The organism is Lysinibacillus antri (assembly GCF_003977595.1).
In the GTDB taxonomy this organism is placed as follows: Bacteria; Bacillota; Bacilli; order Bacillales_A; family Planococcaceae; genus Ureibacillus; species Ureibacillus antri.
This window is the reverse complement of record NZ_RYYR01000020.1, coordinates 1-13,542: the sequence shown is the minus strand read 5'-3', so window position 1 is coordinate 13,542 and position 13,542 is coordinate 1. Positions and strand designations below refer to the sequence as shown.

Below are 13,542 nucleotides of genomic sequence, written 5' to 3'. Positions count from 1 at the left end.
TATCATGCTCATTCTCTCTATTCTCCCTTCTGTATGCAATACTGAGGCTTTTATAATAATATGCTCCTTCAGGTAATTTCTTTTAATGTCATCTGCGGATGATGAAGACCTGTGTGATTGCTCCTAATACACAATATTCATCATCCACTGTTTCATCATTCGTTAAGACAACTTTATTTTCTTTATGCTCCCCGATATTATAGGTTAATATAAATTCACTGGCTGCATTCAAAACTTAAATGCCTAGATATAATATCTTTTTTAATATTTTAACTTAGATTTAACTTAATAGTTTTATAATGATATGATATTAGATTCTTATAATTAGTATAATGGAGGAAAATTATGAAGATTTTTGTTAAAAATGAAAATGTAGTAATGGTAATTTTTATATTCTTTTTCTTTCTTTTCAATGGAGTAGGAAACATTAAGGCAGAAACTACAACAAATGCTAAAATTTTGACTTCTTTCTCTATATTCAATGGTAATTATACAGCTGTTGAGTTTATTTCAAGTCAGGATGGAATAAGCAAGGGGATTAGTTCTACTATCCCGGGAAAGGCAAGATGGGTTGCAGTAACAGCATATCAATATCAATATGCTATCAATCCAAACATGCCACCAACTAGGTTAGAAGTTCAAGAATATGTCTATAAAAAAAATAATACGCTATCGACAGTGACTAATAAAAATGATATTCCCACTGACGCTGATTGGGTAACTGCGACTAAACTAGATCTAGGTGATTATATTTATAGTACTAATCAGAATTTTAACTATTCTCTTGATGGAACGTCAATTTTACAGGGAAATTTGATACCAATTAATGCAGTTTGGGCTAGTTTAAGAGAAGTTAATGCTTATGGTAGTTGGACAAATAATACCAATTATTCAAATTATGAGCACATATTCTTAGATACAACACCTCCAACAGGCTCTTTGACAATTAACGATGGAGCATCCTTCACGACTAGCTACAATGTTACTTTAAAGATAAGCCAATCTGATACGGGTGGAAGCGGTGACGTACAAATGCAGTTTTCCAATGACAATGGAACATGGTCTGGATGGGAAAATGCTTCACTAACGAAATCATGGACATTAACAAGCGGCGATGGTCAAAAGACTGTTTTTGTCAAATTTAGAGATGCTGCTGGTAATGAAACTCCTGTTATATCAAATACAATTAATGTCGATTCCACACCTCCGACAGGATCTTTGACAATCAATGATGGGGCATCCTTCACGGCTAGTTCCAATGTTACGTTAAATATTACCCAATCTGATACGGGTGGAAGCGACGACGTACAAATGCAGTTTTCTAATGACAATGGAACATGGTCTGAATGGGAAAATGCTTCACTAACAAAACCATGGACATTAGAAAATGGAGATGGTGAAAAGACTGTTTATGTCAAATTAAAAGATGCTGCTGGTAATGAAACTCCTGTTATATCAAATACAATTAATGTCGATTCCACACCTCCGACAGGATCTTTGACAATCAATGATGGGGCATCCTTCACGGCTAGTTCCAATGTTACGTTAAATATTACCCAATCTGATACGGGTGGAAGCGGTGATGTACAAATGCAGTTTTCTAATGACAATGGAACATGGTCTGAATGGGAAAATGTAGCCGTAACAAAACCATGGACATTAGAAAATGGAGATGGTGAAAAGACTGTTTATGTCAAATTAAAAGATGCAGTAGGGAATACTTTTGTGATTAGTAACAAGATTGTATTGAAAATACCTTCAAGTAATACTAACTTAAATGAAATTAGTTTAAGCAATGGAACATTAGATCCTGCATTTTCATCAGCATTAAGCAATTATACAGCAAGCGTATCGAATGATGTTTCGTGGATTAAGGTAACACCTACTTTAGAAGATAATAAAGCGACTGTGACAGTAAACGGAACAATAGTCGAAAATAGTAATTCAAGTGACATTATTAATCTGAATATAGGAAGTAATATCATAATAATAGTGGTGACAGCTGAGGATTCAAGTACTAAAACTTATTCCATAACAGTTAAACGACCTCCTGCGAAACCATCAGTATCAGCGGATGATACTTCTAATATCATTATTGGTATTAATGAAACAATGGAATACCAAATTGGAACAGGGTTATGGACAACTTATGATTCGAACATTCCTCCCGATTTAAGTGGAAATAACAAGGTGAAAGTACGAGTAAAAGCAATTGGAGAAGTACCATCAGGAGAAGACATAACTCTGATGTTCACGCATAATCCACCAGAAGCTCCAAATGTAACTGCAGATGACATAAATAACAAATTTCAAGGTGCTAATAATACCATGGAATACTCAACAGATAACGGTAGCACATGGAAACCTTATGACCCTAGCAATGAACCAACATTTACAGGAAATTTAACTGTTTTCGTCCGTATAAAAGCGCAAGGAGAAATTCCATATGGTGCTTCAACAAGTGTACACTTTACAACTAATCCACCGTCAGGAGGATATAATGGTGGTGGAGGTAACATTCCAGATCCTACACCTAATCCGGAACCAATAATCCAAGCGCCCGAACAAGTAAAAACTTTAATGAAAGATGGGAAGCTTCAAATTAAGGTCAAAGATCCCAAAACTGGTGAGTTAATCGAAGCTAAGATTGAAAGCATACAATCGATTGGCGGTTTTTTCATTGTTCAAATTGGTGAAAAAGGAGAAATTTCAAAAGGTGTAGAGCTTCCACAAGGAGAAGCAAAAGTCGTAATCCTTGATAATGAAAAGCCGTATTCCTACTTTGATATCGGCATTGATACATCGCCAACGAAGGAATGGAAAGTCCAATTTTCAGCTCCACTCCTTGACGAAATAGAGAATTTAAACAACATTACTGTTCAAGATGCTTTAGGGCAAAAAATAGATATAAAAATATCCCTTTCAAAAGATGGAAAAGCCGTGAACATTATACCAAACATTCCCTACAAAAAAGATGAACTCTACTATATTACCATTGTAGACTCAATTGGAGTAAATGGACAAAAACAAAAGGATCCAATTCGAAAAATCTTTATAATTGAATAATAAAAACACAAGAAACTGTCTAAAAGCCAGAATTAGCTTTAGACAGTTTTGTTATACCTATAAACACCTTCAAATTCTATAGTTGGGATGACCTAACATGGTTGCTACATATTTTGCGAGGTCTAAGCTATTCGTATAAATACCACTTTCTGGATCCTGGCTAGCTCCAAATGTTTTATAATTTACTAATTTCGTATTTCGAAAACTAAAGAACCAGCTATACTCTTTAGCAATGTCTTGAGACGGCTTAAGATCTTGACCAAAAGTCGTATTCTCCAAATCTAACTTCCGAATAATAGGAAGTCACTTTAAGGAAAATATGTAGAGTGTTTATTTTCAATAAAATACAAGCATAAAATTTCCACTCCAAAATTTGAGTACTTTGGTTAATCAACTAAAAAGGTTTTATAAAGATAAACCGCTAGCTGTACCTTTAGATAATCCTCGTAATAGTTAAAATCCATCTTTAGTATATCTTCAATTTTTTTAATGCGATGATAGAGCGTATTTGTATGAATATGAAGTTCCTTCGCAGTAGAAGCCATGGACCGGTTATTCTGTACATATGTGAAAAGTGTATGTAATAGTTCGTCCTTTGTTTCCTGATTAGTCCATAATACCGAAAAAGTTTCACGTAAAAATGAATTAATTTCTTCAGGCGGATGGTGTAAAAAAAGTGTACTAATTCCAATATCCCTGTAATGAAGAAGGCCTTTTTTCTTTTGTTTTTTCAAGTGAAGGAGGGCTTTTTCTGCTTTTAAATGATTTTCTTTCGCTTGTCCAGGATAGTAATGTCCTGTGCTAATCCCTGCCCGCGCTACTACTGTAAACCGTTCATTCCACCATTTTATACTGTTGTCTATTAATTTTGTCATCGCTACTTCGCCAACAGCATCTCGCGTAGAGGAAAAAATCGTAATTTTATTATTGTAGCTAAAGAGAAGACTATTTTCTACAGTTAACTTCTCTTTTAAATGTGTTAGAAGGAGTAGCGCATCGTTCTCAAGGGAAAGTAAATCAGCATTTCCATCTAACTCAATTAAAGCTATTTGGAGATAATTATAATTATAAATTCCTAATTCCTGCGCAGCAATCTCAGCCTGCTGGGGATTTTTTATTTCCAAAAATTGTTGGTATGTTTCATAGGTTTTCTTATACATGATTTCAGTCTGTGATCTAAGCTTCATAATTTCAAGCGAGAGAATAGGAGCTCCTTGTTCGATAATTAGTTTATCGAGTTGTGACAGAGGGGTGCTTCCTTCTACAATTAGACACCCCAAAAATACGGAGCCTGACCGAATTGGGTAAATATAGCAATCAATCTGAACTGTATCATAGGTTGATACATAACTAAACTCAATTTTATTAGCAAAGAGCAAGAAAATGTCATCTAGAATAGTTGCCACATGTTTCATAGTTTGTGGAACGTAATTTCCTTCAAGATAATCTGCATAAACAACATTTCTTTCCATTAGCTTGTTCATTTCTATGATAATGGCTTTTAGTCCTTTATTCTGAACGGACAACTTTGTGAGGTGCGTGTGAATTTCTGTTCGCTTTTCTAACAGCGCATTCGTTTCTTTGAGCTTTTGTGATAAATGAGTAACTTCATCTAAGCTTTTCTGTACCTCTGTATGAAGTTGTGCATTATACAGTGCAGTAGCTGCTTGGGAAGCGAAACTTTGCAAGAGAAGTAGATCTGTTTCACTTAGACCATCTTCTATATCAAAGCAATGAAATGTCATTACACCAATCCGCGTCGTTCCAAATGATACGGGGACAGATAAGATCGATTTAATATTAGGACTATTTTGATGAGCCTTCGTAATAAAGTCAAAATTCTCTTTGCTTAAATTGGTCATACTATTATAAATTTCATCTGTAGTGTTAATTAACTTAATACAACCATCTCTGAAAACTCTCCCTGTAATCGACTCCCCTATATTTACTTTAAAAGATTTAATGTTCTCATTAAAGCCGACATATGTCTTTACAATCAGTTTATCTGAAAGTGCATCATACATTTGTATATATCCTGCCTCTGCTGTCTCAACAATCTTTAACGCAGAATACATAATTTTTTTTAGTACTTCATCCAATTCGAGAGTCGAGTTTATTACTTGAAAACTTTCCATTAAATTTATTACATGATCATGTGCTTTTTGATTTTCCCTACTTAATTGTTGAAGAAGCGCTTCTTTTTTTTCCATATATGCTACCTCCATTGTTGAAATCAACAATTCTCTATTTATATCTTTGTGTAATCACACATTTATATCCCATTTCTGAAATTATATAATATTCATTAAATAATGAATATAGAAAACGCTTACTTTTCTAAAAGGGGGATCCGGTTGGTGAAGCTAACTCGAAAATTGTTTATTTCACTCGTTTTCGATTATTTAAACATTGGATGGAAAACGATACCGTCTGATGTTAGTGAGTATGTAGCTTTAGGGGGAGGGTATTTATGGAAAAAGGACAAGTTCATAATAAAAAGAGGTATATGATTCTTTCATTGCTGTTTTTAGGATGGTGTTTATCTTATCTTGATCGAATGGCGATGAATGTTGGGATTGTGGAAATTGCAAAAGATTTTAATCTTAGCCCGTCTGTAATGGGTGTTGTACTCAGTAGTTTTTTTGCTGGTTATGCCTTAATGCAATTACCTGGTGGTTGGCTTGCCGATAAATTCGGATCTAGAAAGGTAATTGTTATTGCGATTGTATTTTGGTCTTTATTTACGATTTTTACTGGGATGGCCTGGTCTCTTATGTCGATGATTGTTATTCGTTTTATGTTCGGTCTTGGTGAAGGAGGATATCCTGCAGCAAGTTCAAAAGCAATAGCGGATGTCTTTCCTAAGAAAGAGCGAACGAGTGCCCAAACAATCATGATGTCGTCCAATTCACTTGGAGGAGTAATTGCGCCTTTAATTGCTACCCCGTTGCTTGTGTGGATTGGCTGGCAAAATCTCTTTATTACAATTGGTATATTAGGATTCTTTGTTGCAGCCTTACTTTGGTATTATTTAAGTCCGCAAAATATGCAAGTAGAAACAGTTGAGGAAGAAACGGTTCAAAAATCATCATTTAAAGACGTGTTAAAGATTCCTACAAGCTGGCAGTTAGCTATTATGTGGTTTGGAGTAAGTACGGTCGTTTGGGGCCTCATCTCATGGATGCCTCCTTATCTTGTGGATGTTAGAGGCCTTGATTTAATGTCGATGGGTATGCTGACATCGATTCCTGCTTTGGCTGGGGCTGTCGGTGTGATTATCGGTGGACAGCTTATTAAATCTTTATTAATGGGAAAAGAGAAATATCTCGCTATTGTAAGCTTCATTATTATGATTGGATCTCTTTATTTGTTATTCAACGCACCGTCCGTTTCACTAGTGATTATTTATCAATCGATCTGTATGTTTTTCCACGGACCAATTGTAGCAACGATTTTTAGTCTTCCACATAAAATCTTCTCAAAGAACGTTATTGGGTCTACGTTTGGAATGATTAATCTTGGCGGAATGATTGGCGCCTTCCTAGCACCAATGGTAATGGGCTATTTAATTGAAGTATTTAACGGAATCTATGCATCTGCATTTATGTATATCATTGCCTGTGCAGTTTTAGGAATCTTTGCTGCAGCTGGGCTTACATCGAAAACTACTCCTTCAAGCGAAGCAAAACAGGAGTCTCAAAACTTAGAAGTTATGTAAATTTGTGTCAAATGAAGAAATAGAATGAAGTTGGGACATAAGTAGATTTTTTAAATGAATTACATTTTACGATTATTAAGAATTGGATACTTTTAAAAATTGATTGGAGTGAAGGAGCGACTCTTGCGGGAACAGCGTAAGCCTTGAGACCCCGCAGGAGCAAAGCGACGAGGAGGCTCAGGCCACGCCCGCGGAAAGCGTCTCCGTAACGGAAATCAATTTTTGTTTTGTCTCAGCCTCATTCTTGTTAGTGAATAATAGTTAGGGAGATTATCAAATGTTATTAGACAAACTCATGAATAAATTGGATGAAAAAAAGGAGCGCATTATCGAAATCCGCCGCTATCTCCATGAACATCCAGAACTTTCCTTTCAAGAAGAGGAAACAGCCAAATATATTCGTAATTTTTATAATGCAGTTCCAGTGGATTCGGTTGAAACGAACTTTGGTGGAGAGCGTGGTGTCGTTGTAATGATTAAAGGCGCAAAACCCGGAAAAACAATTGCGATTCGTGCTGATTTCGATGCCTTACCAATCAAAGAAGAAACTGGATTACCTTTTGCCTCAAAAAACGAAGGGGTTATGCATGCATGTGGTCACGACGGTCATACCGCATACATGCTGGTATTAGCGGAAACATTAGCGGAGTTTAAAGATCAATTACAAGGCACGGTTAAAGTGATTCATCAGCCAGCAGAAGAAGCTCCTCCAGGTGGCGCAATTGGTATGATTAAAGCAGGGGTGCTGGATGGCGTAGATGCAATCATTGGAATACATGTCATGAGTACCATGAAAACAGGTCAGATTTATTACAGAAGCGGAAACACACAAACAGGAAGATCCTATTTTAAATTAATTGTTCAAGGTAGGGGTGGACACGGCTCATCGCCACACCTAGCCAATGATGCGATTATTGCGGCAAGTTCATTCGTCATGAATTTACAAACCATCGTGAGCCGCCGAATTAACCCATTCGATATCGCTTCCGTGACGATTGGAAATTTTGATGGGAAAGGTACATTTAATGTAATCAAGGATGCCGTAACAATTGAAGGCGATGTTCGAACAATGTCTCCGGAGACTCGAGAAATCGTAGAAAATGAAGTACGCGCCTTTACAGAAGGATTAGAAAAATCATATGGAGTACAATGTAGCTTAGAATATAGCAATGACTATCCGGTTCTACATAATGATCCAGAAGTAACCGAACAGGTACGTCAAGCTTTAGAACAAGCATCCATTCCAGAAGTGGAAGCAGTTTTAGAAACACCCCCACTGCCACCCTCTGAAGATTTTGCTTATTATCTCGAAAAAGTACCAGGATGTTTCTTCTATGTAGGTGCCCTTCCTGAGTCAGGTGAAGCATACCCACACCATCATCCGAAATTTGATATTAATGAAAAAAGCCTGATCATCAGTGCCAAAGCAATGGCTGCTGTAGTTGCTTCTTACTGTGATGGTAGTGAAGCTTAATAAATACTGAATACGATGAAGATTACCCTAGATTCAATAGGTGCTCCTTGTAGTTAGGTTTGGATATACATTCCGCCTGATTATGAGGAGTTTTTTTATTTCAATAAGGACAAAGATAGGCCTGTATTCTGGTAGAGAGCATTAATGATTAATCTTAGGATTTATGAGGTTACAATGTTTGAAATTGCAAGAACAATAATCGATACAGGAACATGCACGATTACATTAAGAGGATTCTTCTCTCCAGACGATGTGTTTACCTATATAGAAGTCTAAGCTTAGGTTTTCATACTGCAAATCCTCATATATCTATGAGAGATTGGGATTGAAATGATTTAATTTTAGATATTACTATTCATACACCCGTTCTTGTCGGTTCTGATGAAGGATGAATAATTTTTTATCTAGACTTTAGAACATTACTGTTAGCTCCAGCAACAAATTTCGATATCAAAATACCCAATAAAGTGAAACTTCAATCAGTGGGGGGTTTTCTTCATCCCCCACTGATTGTTAGTTGAACCAATCGGGCTTTTACGGGCAGTTGATCTCCCACTTATCTTTTTCGCTTCACTAAAATCTTGAAGTGGGAGTCTTACTGCCCGTTAATGCGGGATAAATAAAATGAAAAAGTGTGATTGACAAAAAAATGTTCAAAACACACTCTTTCAGCATTAATGAAAATACTCCTTAATATATTAAAATATCATGGTAAAGTTTAATATTATATGGAATTTTCATTACTTATTTGATAACTCACTCTCAGTCACCCATTTATGATTTGTTACCTTCTCCCCTGTAGAGGAAGTATAATCCACCATATACACCGTTGTATTTTCTACAGAATCAACCGTGGCAGTGGCCCCTTTCATACCCTCCATGTGATCAGCATTTAATGTTACTTCTGCACCAGGTTCTAGAGGTTCTGTATCGACACCTTCTAATTCCTCATGGATCACCCATTTATGGTTTTTAACTTGTTCCCCACCAGTTGTTGGGGTATAGGTAACAGTGTATACCGTCGTATCATACGCTCCTACAATTGTGGCCTCTGATCCATTCATTCCTTCCATATGATCAGTTTTAATAATCGCATGGCTACCAACTTCAAATTTTGGGTTTTCAGCTGCCTTTAACCCCTCCGGAACTTCCCCATTAGACGAATGATTCATATTTCCATGGTCCATAGCTGAATGATCCATAGTTTCTGATTCCTCTTTTTGTGTGCTACCTTCTGAATCTGAATTACTAGTATCCCCACATGCAGTAAGAATAGTAAGTGCTAATAAAAAACTAGTTCCTAACATTATTTTATTTTTCATATACATTCTCCTATCTTTTATTGAAATCATTAGTCCAGACTACTTAAGAATTGATTATTCTATTGAATAACCTTTTTGAATGACCACATTTTGTATTGCTTCTAAAGTCGTTTGAGTTTCATCATATTGCACATATGCCTCTCTCTTACTAAAGTCTATTCGAGAGGTTTTGACTCCCTTCGTTTCTGTAAGCGCGTTTTCAATTTTTCTAGCACAACCATTACATGACATTCCATTAACTATAAATGTAGATTCTTTCATTTTTTTATCCTCCTTATATTTATAATTCTTATGCGATTGGATTAATATCGACATGAATAATGATGTTCTAACAATAAAGTGTGTAAGTCTGACCTGTTTGTGCACCTTCTACGCTTTTTCTAAAGGCTTGCGCTACTTTTTTTCCGGAAACTGGCACAATTCCGGGAAAAGCAGGACCATACTCTTCAATTGCTTCCTCTAAAACAGTAGGGCTTATATTGTTTATTCTTATTCCACGGGGCATATCAATCGCTGCCGATTGAACAAATGCTCTGATTGCTCCACAAGCCATTGCAGCAGAAGCTCCGCCCACTACAGGGTCATCCATTGTAATCCCAGTTGTCAAAGTAAAACTACCTTTGTCATTTACATGATTAAGCCCAAGTAAAACGAGATTCATTTGTCCTTTTAATTTACTTTGGATAGTAATCTCATTATTTTCTAGAGTTAGTTCTGATAAAGATCCAAAGTAAACATTCCCAGCAGTATTAATTACTGCATCTACTTTTCCTACTGTCTGATACATATTTTTAATGCTTTCCGGAGATGTAATATCTACAAAGATGTCCGCCCCATTCCGCCCTGCAGTAATAATTTCATGCCGCAATGTCAATTCGTTGCGAACAGCACTCCCAATAGTACCAGTTGCACCTACTAAAAGAATTTTCATTCCTTTACGCTCCTTTTTATTTTTTTATTGCTATGGATAATAACTGATTACGGCTCCACATACCCACCCCCCCTATATAATTGACCAAAAAATTTGGTAGTCAAATTCGCTACCTAAATGGTTTTACTTTTTACTTAGAATAATTAAAACGCTTAGTAGTGAGAGAAAAGCAATTAATATATTTACATACATATAGCCATTCGAACTTAGCGCGATGAGAATCCCTGCAATTGTAGGTCCCATAGTCGAACCCATTGAACGTGCTAAACTTAAATAACCTATAGCTGAACCGGTTTCATTTTGTTGTACATTTTGAATCATTATCACATTTAATGGGGACCCAATTATAATCCCAATACCAAATCCAATCACCGTTATAGCCAAAAGAAGTACTTCATATTGTTGGGAAAATGTAATCAATATAGCACTGACTAAGGTTAGAGAGAAGCCTATTGCTATCACTTTTTTTGCACCTATTTTCCCTCCTAAGTACCCTCCTAACAACGATGCAACCATTGATGCAATTGCAAGGGGTATAACACTTAGTGCCGAATAGCTCTTATTAAGGGAAAATTGAGTCTCAATGAAAAACGGTAGTAAATTAATTGTACTTGCCATAATAAAACCAGAAAGCAATGATAGTACTAATACAACTAATGTATTAAATTTTTTGAAATATTCGATGTTTAAAACAGGGTCCACTGTTTTCCTTTCATACTTTACAAAAAACCCTACCAACCCAATACCAATTAATAACAACCATATATTCTTTAATGTAATCCCTAACATGATAGTAAAAATGATAATTACAAGAAAAATCATTCCATAAAAATCAATCGGTTTAGTTATAATCTGTTGATGGATCTTTACAGGAAGCATGAAGAATAAGACTAGAATAGATATTGGTATATTAATTAGGAAAATCCATTGCCATTCCATAGTTCCAATAATGATTCCACCAATGATTGGACCTAGGATTGTACCTAACCCAAAAACTACACCTATTAAACCTAACATTTTAGTTCTTTTTGCATCCGGGTAACTTGTTGCAATGAAAGCTCCAACAATGGGGTATATACCACCTGTACCAATTGCTTGAATCATTCTACCTAACAGAAAACTAAAAAAGTTAGGAGATAAAGAAGCAATTAATGATCCTATACCAAATAAAGCGATTCCTATCATATATATTTTCTTTCTACCAAAACGATCCGACATTTTCCCCATCAACGGAATACTGACTGAAAAGAACAATGTATAGATTGTAAAACTCCAAACCCCCCACGATGTTGAAATACCAAAAAATTCGTTAATAGAACTTAATGCAGGCCCAACAATTCCATGATCTAACGCACCCATAAAAATTCCTGTTAAAAATAAAGTTAAAACAAAATTATTGGAGATATCTGTTTTCTGTTTACCTGCTAAAACTGTATCCATAATAGAAATCCTCATTTCCAATTTTTTATTTATTATATTTTATACCATACCCCCCTATCCTATGTAAACTAAAAAATAAAAAATTAATTTAGAATTTTAAACATTACATTAAATCGTACTTACGAAAATCGCAAGCACCCTCGTTGGGCTTGGGTGCTTGTGTTAGAAACTATTCATTGTTATTTATCTGGCAATTGCAATTATATGACTACTAATAGCTCTTTTAACTGCTCTTTTATTACTCAATTTTCAAAGGAAAACCCAAGAAATGTTGTTTTCACAGAATTTCTTGGGCTATTGTGTCTTCCCTAATTTTTATTTGGGAACATTATTTAATTTGGTGTGTAATTATTTATGTTTCAAAAAGTTTATTTTCTAACGCTGCAATGTATCGGGCTGCTGAAATTTGAACACGTTCTTTAGCATCCTTTTCAATTACTCGATGGAATGCGTCAATTAACTTTTCGAAATTAAATGCATCTATTTGACTTGCAATTCGTTTCACAATATTCGTTGGTAATGGAATAAAGTTTGGATAGCTATACATAAAAGTTACCCATTTACGATCTGCCACTACACGAATGATATCTCCAACAAATAAAACGCCCTCTTTTTTATTATTCTGCCATTCTAAAACTGTAGATCCTTTAAAATGTCCTCCTACACGATGTAATACTATTCCTTCTTTTAAAATCAATTCTTCACCTGACCAAAAGACAATATGCTCACTTGGTCTAGTTACCCATTCTTTATCATCCTCATGAATATAGATTGGTACATCGAATGCTTCTGCCCACTCTACTTGGCTAGAGTAGTAATGTGGATGAGATAATGCAATTGCATTAATTCCACCTAATTCTTTAATATTAGTAATAGTTTCATTATCAATATAGGTAATACAATCCCATAACAAATTAAAATGGCTATTCTGAACTAAGTAAGCAGTCTGTCCAATACCGAATGTAGGGAAAGTTTTAATACTGTGTAATCCATCTTCTTCAAAAGTAATCTTATTTTTATACTGACTAGACGCCACTAATTTATCTAAAGTTGTCCAACTTTGCCCGTTTACACTAACGTATTGTCTCTCATCAGTACAAATTTTACATTCACTTGGTTCAACAATAGATTTTTCATATTGAACTCCACACGTTTCACAAACATAATAATTCATCTCAAACCAACCCCCTAATTTTATTGTTTTTATTTGTATATTTACTTTCACAGCTTTAAATATTCTTATTAAAGAAACCAGAATAAAAGCGACTGTAAAACGGAAGACCAATGTATCTATTGGATTAGTTGCATTAACTGCTGTTTTTGTAAATAAGAAAAATAATCCCACAATTACTGCATTTGTTATAGCACATATATAAGCCTTTCATATGACATACCCTTTTATAATTCTCCTTGATTTAAATATACTATATTTTATTTGGAAAAAATTTCATACTTATGAATGAATTTTTGTATAGTTAAAAATCTTTAGAGTAAGGTGCATTTGGCAATCAAAAAATGTAATAAATGGTCATTAATTTTGCGACCACTTGCCAACACTATTTTTACTTATTTTCGAATACTAGAATTACGG

11 protein-coding genes are annotated in these 13,542 nt (G+C 35.1%); 4 read left to right on the top strand and 7 right to left on the bottom strand.

All coding sequences use genetic code 11. The features are described from left to right. The first annotated feature begins 345 nt into the window (after positions 1-345). A complete protein-coding gene (locus EK386_RS13835) occupies positions 346-3,066 on the top strand; it encodes a DUF4073 domain-containing protein (RefSeq protein ID WP_126659771.1) in 2,721 nt (906 codons plus the stop codon). Between the two features lie 69 nt (positions 3,067-3,135). Here the strand turns inward: EK386_RS13835 and EK386_RS13830 are convergent, their stop codons facing one another. Continuing rightward, a complete protein-coding gene (locus tag EK386_RS13830; protein WP_126659770.1) occupies positions 3,136-3,345 on the bottom strand; it encodes a hypothetical protein in 210 nt (69 codons plus the stop codon). Positions 3,346-3,452: 107 nt separating this feature from the next. Beyond that, positions 3,453-5,276: a helix-turn-helix domain-containing protein gene (locus EK386_RS13825; protein ID WP_126659769.1), complete on the bottom strand. Its 1,824-nt coding sequence runs from the start codon at positions 5,274-5,276 to the stop codon at positions 3,453-3,455. Positions 5,277-5,536: 260 nt separating this feature from the next. Between EK386_RS13825 and EK386_RS13820 the strand changes: the two genes are divergently transcribed. The 3 genes from EK386_RS13820 (at position 5,537) to EK386_RS20595 (ending at position 8,534) form a co-directional block, all read left to right on the top strand. Further along, on the top strand, positions 5,537-6,784 hold the full coding sequence (locus EK386_RS13820; protein WP_126659768.1) for an MFS transporter: 1,248 nt from the start codon (positions 5,537-5,539) through the stop codon (positions 6,782-6,784). 277 nt (positions 6,785-7,061) lie between these two features. Next, complete coding sequence (locus tag EK386_RS13815) at positions 7,062-8,258, top strand: M20 family metallopeptidase (RefSeq protein ID WP_126659767.1); 1,197 nt, start codon at positions 7,062-7,064, stop codon at positions 8,256-8,258. A gap of 144 nt (positions 8,259-8,402) precedes the next feature. Continuing rightward, the gene (locus EK386_RS20595; protein ID WP_281274268.1) at positions 8,403-8,534 is read left to right on the top strand and encodes a hypothetical protein; all 132 of its coding nucleotides are present in this window, start codon (positions 8,403-8,405) and stop codon (positions 8,532-8,534) included. A 464-nt stretch (positions 8,535-8,998) separates the two neighbouring features. Here the strand turns inward: EK386_RS20595 and EK386_RS13810 are convergent, their stop codons facing one another. From EK386_RS13810 to EK386_RS13790, 5 genes are all read right to left on the bottom strand, one after another. Next, a complete protein-coding gene (locus tag EK386_RS13810; protein ID WP_126659766.1) occupies positions 8,999-9,580 on the bottom strand; it encodes a YdhK family protein in 582 nt (193 codons plus the stop codon). A 54-nt stretch (positions 9,581-9,634) separates the two neighbouring features. After that, positions 9,635-9,841: a heavy-metal-associated domain-containing protein gene (locus tag EK386_RS13805; RefSeq protein ID WP_158674430.1), complete on the bottom strand. Its 207-nt coding sequence runs from the start codon at positions 9,839-9,841 to the stop codon at positions 9,635-9,637. Between the two features lie 67 nt (positions 9,842-9,908). Then, positions 9,909-10,511 carry a short chain dehydrogenase gene (locus EK386_RS13800; protein WP_126659764.1) on the bottom strand — a complete coding sequence of 201 codons (603 nt, stop codon included), beginning with the start codon at positions 10,509-10,511 and terminating at the stop codon, positions 9,909-9,911. 123 nt (positions 10,512-10,634) lie between these two features. Next, positions 10,635-11,951, bottom strand: coding sequence for an MFS transporter (locus EK386_RS13795; protein ID WP_158674429.1), 1,317 nt, complete (start codon positions 11,949-11,951; stop codon positions 10,635-10,637). A 352-nt stretch (positions 11,952-12,303) separates the two neighbouring features. Then, positions 12,304-13,125, bottom strand: coding sequence for an MBL fold metallo-hydrolase (locus EK386_RS13790; protein WP_126659762.1), 822 nt, complete (start codon positions 13,123-13,125; stop codon positions 12,304-12,306). Between the last annotated feature and the right edge of the window lie 417 nt (positions 13,126-13,542).